The following is a 16185-nucleotide window of genomic DNA, read 5'->3' as shown; positions in this document are numbered from 1 at the left end:
TTGAATCGGCCGACCCGGTTGGTGGTGGAACCGAGAGAGGAATTCTGAGCTGTTCTTCGCGCTGCTCGGGCGACATGGAGTACGTAGTGCGCACATCTGGCCGGGGTGACATGTCGGTTACGCACTCCTAAAATGCCCGCACGGGGAGGGAGACGACGATGTCACCTCTCCCGACTCCCTACAGCAGCCCTATGATTCGGCGCGGCGAGAGCGCGGAGCGTGGTTGATCGGCTAGGCAGTTGTGGAACAGCTACCGCCGGTCCGCGGAACCTGGACACCGAGGCCAGCGCGGACGGATGTCCCCAGAACGGTCTTCAACCACATTGCCATCACCAAGTCGGTATAAGCATCCTGAAATGCCGATGAGCGAGCGATTGTCCAGTTGGCGAAGACTTCGGATGGTTGGGGCAGTTCAGAGGGCCGGTCGATCAGGGCTCGTCGAGGTCCGATTATGTAGCGATCGCGGCGGATACGGTCATCGCGCAGGGCGGACAAACTCACAGGCATATTCAACGCGCGCAACGAATGCAATGACATTGCGCCGAGAATCCATCCACAAATCGATAGCACGATAGGCCACTTGATCTGCTAGTCATCGCCCTCCAGGAGGCAGGCAGGGTAGATCTGGCGCTACTGGAGCTTGATCGCAGACACGTTTGGTGTCACGATGCAGATCGTCTCGGCGGGGTCATGACTACTGATGCTCTAGTCAGTCCGCATCGGTTAAAGAACGGACATGTGAATCAGAGGCACGGCGGGAAGTCTCAATGCAGGTCATCCCATCCCCAGGGTGCGGCAATGGACCCGTCAGGCTCACGACCGAATCGGTAACGCGCCCAGTGGTCGGACTGAGCCATAAAGAGGTCAATTAATCCCCAAGCGGGCAGACGGGCCACCAGAACTCTATAGGGCTGATCCTCCCCTAGGACGAGGAACTGTTTCAGCAATCGTTCAACAGCACCTTCCCAGCTTGTGAGGTCTGTGACGGAACGGGCCGCGCGCTCTGCCACTGTCGACAGCTGCTGGCATTGTCCAGCCATGTGCAGGGCATGTAGCAGCTCGGACACACCAACCGGAGAGCTCAGGTTGGTTTGCTCGGCGATGCGATCAGCTAACGCGGTCAGGCGATCAGGAGTCGCCACATCACGTAGAGTTGTCAGCAGCTCAGCGGCGATTTCAGGGCGATCGACCTTCACCTCAAGCGGGGCTCGTTGCACCAGGGATATGACATCGCCAGTATATTCATCGAAGCGTTGCGCTGAATCCAAGATGCCGACAACATCGACCGGGAAATGTATAAGCATATCAATTCCGGTTCGTGATATTTCCCCTGATTCAATTCTCCCCAGCACTTCGATCAGGTCATCGTTATTATCGTGTCTTGGATAGAAGTCGCTTGTTTTGTGTTCCAAATGGTCCGCAGCTGCCAGTAGGTTGCCGCCGGCCGGAGAGGTGATGTGGTCGACGATAGCGTTCGCTGCGGTGACCTGCTCAGCACGCCGCAGCGCATCGCAAACTGCTCTTACAGCCCGGGCAGGTTGGGTAATTGACATTACTTCAGAAAGCTGAAGGAATGGCGAATTCTCGACCATGTGAAGTAGGTCGTACGCCGGTTCGGATCGTTCCTCGCGATCCGGTTTCCATGGCGGATGGCACTCAACGACTCGTCGAGCGAGCAGTGCCAGCTGCACCGTTTGCCCGGTTTGCCTGAGTGCGTCGATGATGGTTGCCAGCCTTGGCGCTGGTATCGGGCTTGTTTCGGTTGCCACACGATTCGAGAGAACGCTCAGCTGATCGCCCATACCGCCGCGACTGAGCGCTTTCATCAATGAGGCGACGGCGTCGGTGTTGGCAAGCGTCAGTTCAGATATCTTGTTCCCGATCCTTTGCAAGGATGCGCGTTTGGAGCATATTTCTTGAGGTATTTCCGGCATTCGGGAGCGGTGGTCGGTAGATCGGTGGAGTTCTTTTATCCATTCCTCGGGCCGGGTATCGCCTGGGTGCAGATTGGACAGTTCTTCTATCAACCGTATGCTGGCCATGGGATCGCCGCCTTCGGTCGCGGTTTTCCAAAGCTGGGCGGCATCGCGGTACAAGCCGCGCTCCCAGGCGGCGTGGCCGAGGGCGGTGAGGTCAGCAGCACAGGCGTGGTCGGCGACCGCGTCCCAGAACCCTGTCGGCGGTATGCAGTCGGCACGGTGAATGCGACCGTGTTGGTCGAGGTATTCGGCCAGCTCATATCGCGGACCTGCATCGTTGGCTGAAAGGTGCCCGCGACGACGGGATCCGGTGCGACGGGGCGGGATCGGGGTGAGCGGTCCGGGTAGCCCGCGGGCAGGTTTCCTGAGTTCTTCCAGGTCTCTGGTCAGCCACTCGTCATCAAGTGCGCCGACCGCGATGTAGTCGGGGGAAGCGTCGCGTAGCAGGCCGATCGAGATACAGTTGGAATGCCCCAGACGGCGAGCGTCCATCGCAATCTCGATGATTCCCTGAACCGATTCGGTGCCGTATTCGTAGCGTCTCAGCAGCTCCGGCGCCCCGGCCAGGTACTGGATGATCCGTCCGGACACCGCCTTTTCTCTTGCTTCCGCCAGTCGCGGATCATCGCCCGCCAGCCGATCCAGCTCTTCCAGGTCCTCGCCGGTGAAGGCGTCAGCGACCCGGATCAATCGCTCCTCCAGCAGCTGGTGTGCCTGCGGGTGCTTGTCACTGGACAAGATCTCGTAATGCTTTGGCCACAGCGTGGCTAAGATCAGAACCGGCTTCAACCCCGTACCGCGAAGCAGCTTACGAAGCTCGACTGCAACCGGTTCACCGGTATCACCGTCGCGGGTATCGAGGTACCTTTGCGCTTCGTTGAGCCACACCACGGTACGGGGTTGCAGGTTCGGTAGCTCGCTCAGGAAAGCGTTGCGGTCCAACGGATGCCACAACCGCCACCTCCGGTGACCACGCAGCCGCCGCAGTGCTTCCCATATCGCCCGGGTCTTGCCCGTGGACGAGCCACCGAGAAGCACCGCCATCTCATTGCAGCCCGCTATAGCCCGCCCGACCACCTCATCGAGCTCGTCATCATGCTTGCGAAGCACATATACCGGAAGTTCCCCAGCGAACGCGCGGGTTGTGGTGATCGAACGGCGCACCTCCAGTTCGAACGGATCGTTCACCTCGGTCAACGGCCGCAAATGCGGTATCACCTGACTCGTCCGCCTATAGGCGGCCTGCCAGTCGGCCCCGGTCTTCGCCCACGAACCCGGCGCATCGAGCTCAACCAGCGTCTGCAACACCGGCCCCAGCAGCCGCCAACTCGGCCAGGAAACCCCATTCACCCAGTTGTGCAGCGCCCCCCTTGTCGGCGACCCGTCCTTGACACGCTCAAGGATCTGGTCGTAGCTCAGGCCCGAACGCGCCTTGAGTTCACGGAGAGCGGCGTGGAACTCGGTCTTGGAGTTGATCAACGCCAACTCGATCGGTTTCAAGCCGCTCACCCGTCCCTCCCGAGGCCCAGCTGTTCAATCCTGTTCAATCTTTCGCCGACCACACTAGACCCGTGACTCTTCGAGCAGGCATCGCCGAAATCTGGCAGAAGATAATGACTTTGAACGGTCCCAGCGGCAACCGTCACTGTCATGGCTCCCCACCTCGCGACCGTGACCGCCGCGGTCGACCCAGTCCGGCTCGGCCACCGCACACCTGCCCGTGCAGAGATCACCCGACAGCGCAGCTCTGTCCACAACGAGTTCCACACAGCATGTGAGTTGTTCGCGTACTGGCGCTCCAGGCAGATCCCTACGGTAGGTATGGCGGTGATGGGGTGAGGAAGACAGCAGCTGCCGCAGCCCTGGGCGGTACCAGTTCCGGTGTGACGCTGTTGGTCACCGCCCACGGATCCCCCTCGGCCGTGACACTGATCCTTGCAACCGTCGTCGCGGTCATTGCGTTAACTGTGATCGTCATCGTGTGCGGAGTGCTGTGCCTGGCTCGCAAGGCCATGAAGGACGCCGACGTCCCAGACCGCATCAAGATCCTGAAATCGGTCCTGGACGCCCTCGTAACTCTCGGGCGAGGACCCCACCAGCAGCACAGGCGCTAGATTCTGTGCCGACGTGTCAAAAATCTCCAATTCAATCCACCGCCACGGCCGTGCACACACCTCTCCCTGTTGCTCGTCCCACCTTGAGGTTGCCATCCCCATTCGCGTCGAAGTGCCGTTGACCTGACCCCTGTGGTTCGGTCCGGGACCGATCGACGGGGTCCCGTCAATTGCAGCGAGTCCACGCGACCGAACGGTAATGCCGCCTATCGCGCGGTCACGAACGTCCGCTTCTGCCGAATTGCGTGCTTACAAAAGTGAGGCGCGGTGGGGGTCCAGGGTGTCCACCGCGTGGGCCTCGAGGAGGTCTTCGAGTACAGGGGTTCCCTCCGTCACGGCATACCGATGTTCGGCAGGGGTGATAGGGACCAGCCAAAGAAGTTGTACACGCTGACCATCGGGGAGTTCGCACCATTCGAGGCGCGGACCCCACGGATAGGGCAGGTTGACCATGAAGCCCTCGGCGGTCGAGTCTCCCATCCAGGGTCGCCCGAGGTTGATCAGACGGCCTGGATGTAGCGGATGATGAGTCGTCGCATGATGGTGGGCGATGACCGCCAGCGATTCGACGTGCTCGGGCGTTTCCTCCGAGGACTGGGATGATGAATTCCACCGGTTGACCGCGATCGACCTCGAACGCTCCGATCGAGATGTAGATCCAGCCTTCGCCCGGGCTGGACGGTGCCAGTCTGCGTACGACGGTGCGAGTCTGCGTACGTGGACCGGGGCAGGACGTCCTCGCTCGGCGCCCGATCTTCCACTGGAAGTCCTCGACCGCGCGATCGGGCCAGAACCGTCGGAGGTGGAGATCGACGGTGTGGTAGTCGTGTTCTCGCGGGTAGTCGCTGTCGGTGGTCACCAGGATGTTCTACCTCGGCGTGATCACGAACGTCCGGCGACGAACATCGGCTCCTGCCGTTGGGCGCGCGGTCAACGAACGAGACCCGTTGCTGCTCGAGACATCCGGTCTTGCCAAGTTTCGCGCATCGACCTGGAGTCGGCCACGATCTCAACCGTGATCGGCGATTACGAAGAATCCAGGTCAACTACAAGTGGTAGTAGACATCGCGTGACCTCGTTTGTAGCATCGTCCCCAGTCTTCGCACGGTGAAGTGCCGAGGCACGTCGCGACTCTGAATCGCGTTGGGGAAGAACGGAAGGGGGCAGAGAGCGCATGAACAATTCAGCGAACTCTTCGGCGATACCAGCAAGGCTCAGCAGGAGCGGTTCAGGTGAACCACTTCTGCTGCTACACGCATTCACGCAGACATGGCTGGGGTGGGGTGATCAACGAGTTGTCCAACGAATTCGACATGGTCGCACCGACCCTGCCGTTCCACTGGGGAGGCCCCGTCGGCGACCGGCCACTGACTGTGGCCGCAGGAGCCGATCATGTCGAAGCACTGATGAACGAGACCGGCTGGGAGACAGCGCACATCGCCGGAAATTCTCTGGGCGGGTGGATGGCACTCGAGCTCGCCCGGCGTGGCCGCGCACGCAGCGTGACTGCCATCGCCTCGGCGGGACTATGGCAGCGCGGCAGCCGCCACGCCGACCGGCTCCGGCTGAAGTTCCAGCTCAGCGCATACCTCGCTCCGCTGTCGCGCGGTTTCGCGAATCCGACACTGGCCGCCATCGGCAAAGCCACCACGATGCGCGTGCTCTGCCACCGGCCAGGGCTCGTCGCGCCCGATCTGGCTGCGATTGCCCTGCAATCGGCTGGATACTGCACCGCGCGCGACATCAACGCAATCTGGCCGACCGACACCGCGCTGGAGATGCTCGACCAGATCACCACACCGACCACAATCGTCTTCAGCGCGCGTGACCGCGTGGCCCCGCCCCCTCGCTTCGGTGCGCAACTGGTCACGCCTTCAGCCAGCCGTCGGGTGGTCATGCTGCCCGATGTGGGGCACGTACCGATGCTCGAGGCTCCCGGCAGAGTGGCTGCCGAAATCCGCCGCACAGCGACAGAACCAGTTGTCGACACCGCCCGTTGAGGTCGGCAGCCAGCAGGGTTACCGACCGAACGCACTATTTTGCCGCTGATCGCGTGGGCTGCTCCGGGCCTTGAGAGTGCAGAGGCGGCCCCGCTCGCCGGGGTCAGCGTGGACTACTACAGCCGCCTCGAGCAGGGACGCAATATCAACGTCTCCGACGAGGTCCTCGACGCCGTGGCCCGCGCCCTGCGCCTGGACGAGGTCGAGCGCTCCTATCTGTTCCAGATCGCCCGGGCGAATCCGCGGCGCGTCCGGCGCCGGACTCCGGCGCGAGTGCAGCGGGTCCGTCCCGGGATCCGCCGCATCCTCGAGACGCTCGACGACGTGATGCCTGCCTTCGTCTTCGGCCGCCGCATGGACATCCTCGCCGCCAACCGTCTCGCCCGGGCGCTGATCACCGACTTCGAGGCGCTCCCGCCCCGGGACCGAAATATGTTGCGCTACACCTTCCTCGACGAGTCCGCCCGCGAGCTGTACCTCGATTGGGAAGAGGTCGCCCGGGACAACGTCGCGGTCCTGCGCTTGGACGCCGGGCGTCACCCGGACGACCCGCTGCTGGCCGAACTCGTCGGCGAATTGGCGGTCAAGAGCCCGCAATTCCGGCGCTGGTGGGCCGACCACAACGTCCGCGAACGCAGTCACGGCAGCAAGCGCTACCACCATCCCCTCGTCGGTGATCTCACCATCGACTACGAAAGCGTCTCGCTACCAGGCGATCCCGACCAGACGCTGTGCATCTACACCGCCGAGGCGGGCTCGGCGTCGGAGACCGCACTGCGGCTGCTCGCCGCGTGGACCGGGTCGCAGGCTCCGCCCTTGAACCCGGGGACCGGCGGTTCCGATGCGGAACACCCCCGTGCGCGGCATGCTGAACGGTTGGACACCGAGGAACGCTGATATTCAGGGCTCGAGTAGTCCGGAAGACTCGAGCAACCTCAGTGGGCGATCCCAACGTATCGAGAGTGATCGTCGATACCGGTGACCAGCTTGCATTCCCGAACGTCAGCCAGGAACACAAATACCTCAACAGGGGCCGCGGCGAAAGTTATCAGTCGGGCCGTCGCGGCGCCGGCTCGCCTCATGAATCCTTGACAGCCCCACCGATCTGCCCCAGCAGCGTCGTGCTCACCTCGATGAACCACTCAGGCGGCGTGTTCGAAGATGGGCAGACCATGCGAATCCCGTTGTGGCGCAGCCTGAGCGAGGTCCATACCTGCAGGTCATCCGCTGCTACCGATGCCGATGGCATACCTAAGTGATCATCCTGTGTGTCGATCGCCAACGCGATCGGGACTCATGTCGCGCTGGTGCACGGCAGGACCGGACGACTGCGGTGTTCGGCGGTCCCGTGTCGAGTTCGCCCGATCGCCGAATTCGCCTCTACTGTGGGAGTCGCGCATTGACCACGCGTCGAAACGACATTACGGCCACGAATATGATTGGCGTGCAACATGGTTCGCCCATGGGTGCCGATGGCGAGCGGGTATTGCTGTACTCCCCGGAGTTCGCGGCCGATCCGCATCGAGCCTACCGGGACATGCGGGCCCGCTATGGTTCGCTCGCGCCGGTGGAGTTGGCGCCGGGCGTGCCCGCGACGCTGGTGCTCAGTTATCGCACCGCGGTGCACATTCTGCATGATCCGCAGCACTTCCCGGCCGACCCGCGCACGTGGCAGTCGAAGGTCTCCGCCGACTGCTCGGTGCTGCCGGTGCTGGAATGGCGGCCCAACGCGATGCGCAGCGCGGGCGCCGAGCATGCCCGCTACCGGGAGGCCAACACCGCGGCCATCAATGCCGTGGACCTGCACGCCCTGCACGCCACGGTGGAGCGGATCGCGGTCCCGCTGATCAACACCTTCTGTACGGCGGGCAGCGCCGAGTTGGTCTCGCAGTACGCGTTTCCGCTCGCATTCGAGGTGATCAACGTCCTGCTGGGGTGCCCACCGGAGATCGGGCAGGAGGTCGCCGCCGCGACCGCAGCGGTCTTCGACGGCGTCGACGCCGAAGTGGGCAACCGCATGCTCAGCGCGGCGTTGCTGCGGTTGCTCGAACTCAAGCGCGCCGAACCGGGCGAGGACATCACCACCCGCCTGCTCCAGCATCCGGCCCAGCTCGACGACGCCGAGGTCATCCACCAGCTCGTCGTGCTCTACGGTGCGGGAATCGAGCCGCTGCAGAACCTGATCATCAACAGTCTCGTGCTGATCCTGTCCGACGACCGTTTCGGTGGCAACGTTCTCGGTGGGAGCCTGTCCACCCGCGATGCGTTGGACGAAGTGCTGTTCGCCGACCCGCCGATGGCCAACTTCTCCGTCACCTACCCGCGCCAGCCGATCCTGATCGACGATGTGTGGCTACCAGCCCACCATCCGGTCGTCATCAGCTTCGCTGCGTGCAACAACGATCCGGCGATCAGCGCCGAGAATCGCAACGGCAACCGATCGCATCTGGCGTGGGGCGCCGGACCGCACGCCTGTCCGGCGCGCAGCCCGGCCTACTTGATCGCCCAGGACGCGATCGACCAGCTGTTGGACGCGTTGCCGGAGCTGCGGCCCGCGGTACCGGTGCCGGAATTGACCTGGCGGCCAGGGCCTTTCCATCGTGCCCTGACCGCGCTACCGGTCGTCTTCCCCGCGACCCCGCCTTGGCAGCAGTAAACCGGCGCCACGACATTCAGGACGGGGCGCCTGCCGCGAACTGCGCCAGATTCGACGGCCGCGCGAAGGCGGCGGCGAACGCGTCGGCCAGCGTCGAGTCGTGCTGCGCGGCCAGCATCATCTCCTGCATCGCCGGAGGTGGGTCGAGCACCGTCGCGGTCCACCGCGCCGCGGGATGCGCCACGGCCGAAAGCCACGGCGCTGCTGTCCATTCCATCCAATCCCGGTCGTAGGGGCCGCCGGGATGGTGCAGGATCGCTTCCGCGTAGCGGATCGCGCACTGCACCGCATTGTTGGCGCCCTGCGCGCCGCCCGGGTCCATCCGGCAGACGACGTCGCCGCCGCCGAGCACCGGCCTGCCCGAGGGCAGGGTGCCGACCGGCCTGCGCATGACGGGCCTCACGGCGCCGACCAGCGTCGCTCCGGCGTCGGTCAGCTCGGCATCGCGATACCGTTCGGCGAGCTCGGCGGGCAGGTGCTGGTCGATGAGCTGCTTGGCCTGCCGCAATCGTTGCGTCGGCGTGCCGAGCTGGTCGAAGACGTCGAGGGCGCCGCCGGGCCGCGCCTCGAAAAGCACGATCTCGCAGCGTCGCTCCTGGCCAGGCCGTCCGGTCAGTCCGGGGTAGGAGATCACTTCACCGTGCTCGGGCAGCGCGGTGTAGCAGCCGAGGTGGTGCGGCTCGGGCCGGACGCCGTCGAGGTACAGCACCGCGAGCCGCCGCTGCGGCTCGGCGGGCACGGTCCACGCCGGATCGTTCTCGAAACAGGCGGCGAGTTCGGGCGCCGCGCGGGTCACCACGGTCAGGTCGTAGTCGGCGGCGGCGCGGTCGACTTCCGTCACCGACGGGGCGGCGACGCGCAGATCGCCGCCCGCGGACAGGAATTCGTCCAGCCATCGTGCGAAGACGGTCCGCTGGTCCACGCTTTGCGCCGGGCGGGTGAAGCGTCCGGCCCAGGCCGCCACCGCCGTGCGATCGACGGCCATGGTGAACCGGATGCCCTCGATGTTCGGCGCGCTCGTCCGCCAGAAGCCCAGCCCCGCATCCGATTCGAGATCGAGCGTCGGCGAGAATTTGACCTGCGTGCTGGTCACCGTGCCCGCGAGAATCGCTTCGGCATCGCGATCGGTCACCAGTGTGACCGCGCTACTGCCGCGCAAGAGGCAATAAGCGAGAGGTAACCCGCATTCGCCCGCTCCGAGTACCTGTATCCGTTCCGCCATGGTGTCCTTTCGGTCGTGAGATCGACTGCGGCGATAGCGAAATCGTCGAGGAATAGGTGATTGCGGCACATCGGTAGACACGGGCCGGGCCGCCCGAGCACCCCGGCATGCTGCGGGTGGGCGCCGGTTCCCGCCCCGACTGCCTGCTCGTGCCCGGATTTTCCGGCACGCGACCCGACTACACTGCACTGCTGTGTCGGTAAGACGTTCGTCGGGGTCGGGCCTCCCGCCAGCGGCCACCAGCGATTTCGTCGGCCGCGCACGTGAGCTGGAGAAGATCGGGATGTTACTGCTCGGTCCCACTCGCCTGATCACGCTGATCGGCGCGGGCGGCATCGGCAAGACCCGGCTGGCGACGGAGGCCGTGCACCGGTTCCACAGGGCGCGGCGGGTGCCGGTGCACTGGGTGCGGCTGGCCCTCCTGTCCAGGGACGCCGACGTGGCGGCGGTGGAAGAGCAGGTCGCGCGGTCGCTGATCGACGCGGACTTCTCCGGACGGTCGGCATGGGAGGCGATGCTCGACACCCTCCAGCGCCGCGACGCGGTCGGACGCGCCTTGCAGACCATCCTGGTGATGGACAATTGCGAGCACGTCTTGGACGGTGCGGGCCGGGTGATCGCCGACTTGCTCGACGCGGCGCCCGGGCTCACCGTGCTGGCCACCAGCCGCGAGGCTATCGGCTGGATCGACGAGCAACTCGTGCCCGTGCCCGCACTGTCCACCGAACAAGCGCTGACCTTGTTCCGTGGACGCGCAGAACTGACCGGGCACACGATCGCCGACGACGATGCCGAGATGGCCGCCGCGATCTGCAGGCACGTGCACAACCACCCTCTCTACATCCGGCTGGCCGCCGCGCGCCTGCTACGCCAGCCGCTGGCGATGATCCTGCGTGACCTCACCGGAGAGGCGAGCGATCGGCGGCTGCGCTGGTCGCACGGCCCCCGGGTCGGCGCCGACCAACGGCATCAGGGCATTCGCGACGTCATCGCCTGGTCGTATGACCTGTGCCGGCACAAGGAGCGGCTGCTATTGGAGCGGCTGTCGGTCTTCGCGGCCGGTTACGACGTCGACCACGAGGACGCGGCCCTGCCCGGTCCGGACGTCGGCGCCGATCTGGAGGCGATCGGAGCGGTCTGCGCCGACGACGACCCCGACGGCTTGGCCCACGCCGAGATCGAGGACCTGCTGGAGCGCCTGGCGGACCAATCGCTGGTCTCGGTCCACCTGACCGCGACCACGGTGCGCTACTCGCTGCTGGAGAGCGTTCGGGTGTTCGCCCAGCAACGCCTACGCGAACGCGGTGCGGAGTTCGACCGTTCGGCCCGCAGGCACCGTCGGTACTACCACGACAAAGTCGTTGCGGCGCAGGTCGAATGGTTCGGCCCGACCGAGCAGGATTTGCTGGACTGGGCACAGGCGGCCTGGGACAACCTGCTGTGCGCCATCGAGGGCAGTCTCGGCACGCCGGGCGAGGCCGCGGTGGGCTTGGAGATCGCGGTCGGGCTCATCGCGCTGCGCAGCCCGTTCTTCACCGGCTCGTTGCGCGAGCCGCGCCACTGGGCGGAGCGCACCCTCGCTGCCAGCCGACGCCTCGATCCACAGCCTGTCCAGTTGCAGATCTCGGCGATGGCGCTGATCGGGTGGATCAGCATGTGCCAAGGCGTCCATGACGATGCCACGCGCATGCTCGACGAGTGCGTCGCCACCTGCGTGCCGGACCCCGCCACCCGTTCCGAGTGGCGAGAGCACCCCGAACGCGATTTCGATCTGCCCGCCATTGTCGAATTCGCCAGGGGCAGTGAACTGATGCTGGTGTGCCTAGACGTGCGCGCGATTCCCGTCCTGGCCCGCGCCCGAACGAAATTTGCCGCGCAGGGCGATCGCGGCGGCGCCGCGATGAGCGAACTGTTCGAGGCGCTGGCCGCCGCTTTCCTCGGCACGCCGACCCAGGCACTGGAGACCGCACGGCAGCATATGAAAAACGCGGAGCGGTCCGGTGCGCGGTGGGCCACGTCGTGGGCCGAACTTGCCTGGGCGATCGCGCTGACCAAACACGGTGACCCGAACGAGGCTCTCGCCGTGGGGCGTACGACGCTGACCGACCAGCTCGCCATGCGCGATCAATGGGGCGCCACGTGGGCCATCCATCTCCGCGCGTGGTCGCTGGCGCGCCTGATCACCGACGCGGCCGACAAGCGATCGGACGTCGTGACCGGATGGGCGCGTGATATCGCCCGTCTCGTCGGGGGCGCCGCCAGACTGCGGCACAAACTCGGGGTGGACATCGGCAATCTTCGGCCGTTCGCGACCGAGACCGACGCCGCCGTGGCAGCTGCTCGCGAAGTTCTCGGCGCGTCGGCCTTCACGGTGGCCGAGCGGGAGGGCGCGCTGCTGCGGCCCGAGCTCGGCGAGGTGGCGCAGCTGGCGCTGGGCCGCCTGTCGCTGGACCGTCTGCCGGTCGACCACCCGGTCCGGCGGGAGCGACCCTCGCGCTGGCAGGAGCTGTCGACGGCGGAACAGGACGTGGCCGTCCTGGCCGCGGCGGGCTGGACCAACACCGCGATCGCCGCTAGGCGTGGCAGCTCCTTCAAAACCGTGGACGCCCAGATGGCCGCGATCCTGCACAAACTGATGATCGGCTCGCGGGAAGATATCCGCGCTCTGGTGCCCGCCGACCGGCGCAGCCAGGTGATCGAGGAAGCCGCGCGCAAGCCGCAGCGCACCCGGCGCTCGTGACACCGCGAAGTGGGTTGGGCTGAAGCCTCATAACGTCTGCTCCTGTGTGGTGAACGCCGTGCCGAATACAGGGCGTTCGCAGGAGCGTGCACGCGATCTCGGATGCACCGGTGAATTTCGGGTCCAACCCTCGTCGATATCTCTGGATGTACCGGAGGAGATGATCATGGGCCTTCCCTCAGGAGTGGCTGCCAGGTGATCTCGTCGACGCAGAGAGGAATCCAGGCATGACGAGACCGTTTCGATTCGGGGTCGTTGCCCCGCTCAGAACTGACCTGCCGACGTGGCGAGATCGCGTGCGCCGCATCGCCGACAGCGGCTACTCGACGCTGCTGGTGCCCGACTTCCCACAGATGCAACCGGCGCCCGGTCCCATGCTGGCCACCGTCGCGGCTCTGACCGACCTGCGCGTGGGCACGTGGGTGTACGCCTCTCCGCTACGCCCGGCCTGGCTGACGGCGTGGGAAGCGCACTCGCTGTCGCTGCTGACCGAGGGTCGCTTCGAGATGGGCATCGGCACCGGTAGACCGGGAATCGAGGACGAGCTGCGCGACAAGGGACTGCCCGTTGTACCGCCGCCGAACGAGCGGCTGGCACAGGTACGTGAGACCGTCAGGACGCTGCGAGAACTCGACGGCCCCGACCTGCACACGCCCGTGGCGATGGCCGTACTCGGTCCGAAGGCGCGGGCGTTGGCGGCCGAGGTCGCAGACACGGTCACCTTCGCGCTGGGGGATCAGCCGCGGAGCGAAGTCGAGCGGCTGGCACGCGACTTCCACACCATCGGGGACGTCGAGCTCGCGCTCGCCGTGCCGGTTATCGGTGACACTGTCGCGCCGCACATGGCGCGCCCCGACACCGACCCTGCTGCGCTTCGCGCGGCGGACGCACTGACCGTACTTCCGGACGATCCGGCGGCCGCCGCCGAGGAAATCCAGCGGCGACGGGAGGAGATCGGCTTCTCCTATTTCATTTTCGGCGCCGACTTCGCCGACAGGTTCGCTCCGGTCGTAGCCGAGCTCGCCGGACGGTAGTCGGGCGTCGATGACGCGAGCCTCGCGGCACGGCTCGAATACGCGCCCTGGCGACGCCGTCGTCTTGGCACCCCAACATCCGCTCACGCCGCCTATCGCGCGATCCTGAACGTCCGCTGCTGCCGACGAGCGGACGCCAGCACCGCGGCTGCCGACGCCCCGGTGTGTCCGGGGCGTCGTGATGCCCAGCTTGTGTTCAGCGATTGTGTTGTGGCGCACCGGCACCCGGGTGTCGATCGGGAGTGCGCAGAGGAGCGCCGACGTGGTGCAGGTGTCTCAGCGCCTCGCGGTAAGAGGAGATCAGGCCAGTTTCGTGGTAGGGCACGCCGATTTCGGTGCAGTAGTCGCGGACGATCACCTGGGCGTGACGCAGGTTCGGCGTGGGCATGCTCGGGAACAAATGATGCTCGATCTGATAGTTGAGCCCGCCGAGGGCGAGGTCGGTCAACGCGCCACCCCGCACGTTGCGGGAGGTCAGCACCTGGCGACGGAGGTAGTCGGGGCGGTCGTCGCCGGTCAAGGTTGGCATGCCCTTGTGGTTCGGGGCGAAGATACAGCCCATGTACAGGCCGAAGAGGCCCTGGTGGACAGCAAAGAACGCGAAGGCTTTGTCGGCGGGCAGAACCGCGAACAGTGCGGCCGAGTAGGTGGCGAAGTGGCCGAACAGCAGTGCGCCCTCCAATCCGCGATGTTTGACCGATCGATTTCTGAGCGCACGTACGCCGGCCACATGGAGGTTCAGGCCCTCCAGCAACAGGAGGGGAAAGAACAGGAACGCCTGCGCTCTCCCGATGAGACGAGCCAGACCGCGGCTGGACCGTGCCTGCTGTTGTGACCAGACCAGAATGTCGGGCGCGACATCGGGGTCGAGTTCCTCGTGGTTCGGGTTGGCGTGATGCCGGGTGTGCTTGTCCTGCCACCAGCCGTAGCCCAGGCCGATGCCGGCGTTGCCGACGAGTCGTCCCACCAGCTCCGTCGGCTGCCGTAGCCGGAAGACTTGGCGGTGCGCGACATCATGCATGACGAGTGCGATTTGAGCGAACGTCACGGCCATGAACCCCGCGACCAGCAGCGTCCACCACGAATCTCCGATGAGGACGAACGCCGCCCAGCCGGCTGCGAACGCGACCCCGACGACGCTGAGCCGGATGGCGTAGTAGACGGGACGCCGGTTCATCAGCCCCGCGTCGGAGATCCGGCGCAACAGACGGGCGTAATCACCGTCAGCACCGCGTCGCGGTGACTGTGACTCGGGGACCAGGGCAGGTGTCGTCATAGATCTTCCTGAGAGCTGGGTCGGAGACGCCACCTCCGTCCGTCGACGATGCTGGCCGGTCGACGGTGGAGCGGGGCGCCGATTTCGATACCCCGAAGCTATCGGCCGGATTCTCGTTACCCGTAACCCTTTGGTATGACATGGAATCGGACTGCGGTGTGATATCGGATGGCGACTGGGTCCGGCCGGGCTACCTGTTCGTCGAGCCTCGTCGTCACGTGGCGACCCTCGATCTGCTCGACGACGCTGAGACAGTAGCGTTCGCCCGCGCTGTCCGCTCGTCGATCGGTGCCCTGCGCCGGGTTCTCGAACCCGCCCACGTCTTCACCTTCGTGGCGGGCCTGAGCGCGGCCGGTGTCCACCTCCACCAGCACGTCTTCACCCGACCGGCCAGCACCGCACGAGATGTGCCGTGGCACAACGCCGATTCTCCGGACGCGCCTCAAATCCCCGCATCCGGACTCGATGCGCTCTGTGCCGAGCCGACGGCAGCGTTACCGGGCTGAGGCGTACCCGAAGCCGATGCACAGCGCCGCATACCGCGCTGACCGAACCTGCCGGCGCGGCACCTCGGAAGATCAACGCGCCGTCGGCATCTGCCGCCGTCCCGGCACACCATCATGCCGAAGAGCGCATTCCGAAACGAGCAGGTGTCCCGACGGTCGAGGCGGTGCAGCTGCACCCGCGTCGACCAGTGGTCAGTACCGACTGCACAGCCGTTGTCAGCGTGTATCGCATTGTGAGCGTGGCGATTCGAAGTGGAGACGACGTCAGACTCCGTCTCTATGGTGGACCGATGGCGTCGGTTAGACAGCTCCAAGTCACCTTCGACTGCTCGGAACCTGAGCACGTCGCTCGTTTCTGGTCTGAGGTGTTGGGATACGAGCACCGGGGCTCAGCGTGTATTGATCCCTCAGGTGCGGGCCCGCGCCTGTACTTCCAGCGTGTGCCCGAGGGGAAGGTCGTGAAGAATCGGCTGCATCTCGACGTGCGGGTCGGCACCGGTCTCGTGGGTGACGAGCGCGTGGCTGCACTCGAGTCCGAATGCGCACGACTGGTCGCGCTCGGCGCAATACGCGTGCGACTACTGCGCGCCGATGGCGTCAACGAGTCGTGCCTGGTAATGCAGGACATCGAGGGCAACGAGTTCTGTCTCGACTGAGT

The 16185-nt window shown here is 65.4% G+C and carries 13 protein-coding genes; 9 read left to right on the top strand and 4 right to left on the bottom strand.

From position 1 onward, the window contains the following. Positions 1-764 precede the first annotated feature (764 nt). Positions 765-3488 carry a hypothetical protein gene (locus tag AC3ERS_RS30555; protein WP_431971590.1) on the bottom strand — a complete coding sequence of 908 codons (2724 nt, stop codon included), beginning with the start codon at positions 3486-3488 and terminating at the stop codon, positions 765-767. A gap of 326 nt (positions 3489-3814) precedes the next feature. Here AC3ERS_RS30555 and AC3ERS_RS30550 point away from each other — a divergent pair, with 326 nt between their 5' ends. Then, positions 3815-4093 carry a hypothetical protein gene (locus AC3ERS_RS30550; protein ID WP_488186874.1) on the top strand — a complete coding sequence of 93 codons (279 nt, stop codon included), beginning with the start codon at positions 3815-3817 and terminating at the stop codon, positions 4091-4093. Between the two features lie 249 nt (positions 4094-4342). Here the strand turns inward: AC3ERS_RS30550 and AC3ERS_RS30545 are convergent, their stop codons facing one another. Continuing rightward, complete coding sequence (locus AC3ERS_RS30545; protein ID WP_431971595.1) at positions 4343-4654, bottom strand: suppressor of fused domain protein; 312 nt, start codon at positions 4652-4654, stop codon at positions 4343-4345. 671 nt (positions 4655-5325) lie between these two features. Here AC3ERS_RS30545 and AC3ERS_RS30540 point away from each other — a divergent pair. The 4 genes from AC3ERS_RS30540 to AC3ERS_RS30525 all read left to right on the top strand — a co-directional run bounded on the left by AC3ERS_RS30540 (position 5326) and on the right by AC3ERS_RS30525 (position 8749). Beyond that, entirely contained in the window at positions 5326-6093 is a 768-nt protein-coding gene (locus AC3ERS_RS30540; RefSeq protein ID WP_431971588.1) for an alpha/beta fold hydrolase, read from the top strand. 39 nt (positions 6094-6132) lie between these two features. Next, positions 6133-6990 (top strand): helix-turn-helix transcriptional regulator, encoded by an 858-nt coding sequence (locus AC3ERS_RS30535; RefSeq protein ID WP_431971587.1) that lies wholly within the window; start codon positions 6133-6135, stop codon positions 6988-6990. Between the two features lie 65 nt (positions 6991-7055). Beyond that, the gene (locus tag AC3ERS_RS30530; protein ID WP_431971586.1) at positions 7056-7352 is read left to right on the top strand and encodes a hypothetical protein; all 297 of its coding nucleotides are present in this window, start codon (positions 7056-7058) and stop codon (positions 7350-7352) included. A gap of 203 nt (positions 7353-7555) precedes the next feature. Next, positions 7556-8749: a cytochrome P450 family protein gene (locus AC3ERS_RS30525; protein WP_431971585.1), complete on the top strand. Its 1194-nt coding sequence runs from the start codon at positions 7556-7558 to the stop codon at positions 8747-8749. Between the two features lie 16 nt (positions 8750-8765). Here AC3ERS_RS30525 and AC3ERS_RS30520 read toward each other — a convergent pair whose 3' ends face one another. Continuing rightward, positions 8766-9881 carry a styrene monooxygenase/indole monooxygenase family protein gene (locus AC3ERS_RS30520; protein ID WP_431971584.1) on the bottom strand — a complete coding sequence of 372 codons (1116 nt, stop codon included), beginning with the start codon at positions 9879-9881 and terminating at the stop codon, positions 8766-8768. 283 nt (positions 9882-10164) lie between these two features. Between AC3ERS_RS30520 and AC3ERS_RS30515 the strand changes: the two genes are divergently transcribed. Together AC3ERS_RS30515 and AC3ERS_RS30510 are read left to right on the top strand one after the other, a co-directional pair. Then, the gene (locus AC3ERS_RS30515) at positions 10165-12711 is read left to right on the top strand and encodes a hypothetical protein (protein WP_431971583.1); all 2547 of its coding nucleotides are present in this window, start codon (positions 10165-10167) and stop codon (positions 12709-12711) included. A 227-nt stretch (positions 12712-12938) separates the two neighbouring features. Beyond that, positions 12939-13745: an LLM class flavin-dependent oxidoreductase gene (locus AC3ERS_RS30510; RefSeq protein WP_431971582.1), complete on the top strand. Its 807-nt coding sequence runs from the start codon at positions 12939-12941 to the stop codon at positions 13743-13745. A 196-nt stretch (positions 13746-13941) separates the two neighbouring features. Here AC3ERS_RS30510 and AC3ERS_RS30505 read toward each other — a convergent pair whose 3' ends face one another. After that, positions 13942-14949 (bottom strand): fatty acid desaturase family protein, encoded by a 1008-nt coding sequence (locus AC3ERS_RS30505; RefSeq protein ID WP_431971580.1) that lies wholly within the window; start codon positions 14947-14949, stop codon positions 13942-13944. Between the two features lie 137 nt (positions 14950-15086). Here AC3ERS_RS30505 and AC3ERS_RS30500 point away from each other — a divergent pair, with 137 nt between their 5' ends. Next, entirely contained in the window at positions 15087-15527 is a 441-nt protein-coding gene (locus tag AC3ERS_RS30500) for an HIT family protein (protein WP_431971579.1), read from the top strand. Between the two features lie 290 nt (positions 15528-15817). Continuing rightward, positions 15818-16183, top strand: coding sequence for a VOC family protein (locus AC3ERS_RS30495; protein WP_431971594.1), 366 nt, complete (start codon positions 15818-15820; stop codon positions 16181-16183). Positions 16184-16185: the final 2 nt, after the last annotated feature.

The organism is Nocardia sp. bgisy134, from assembly GCF_057708325.1.
The sequence above is the reverse complement of the archived record's forward strand: the minus strand, read 5'-3'. Positions and strand labels throughout refer to the sequence as shown.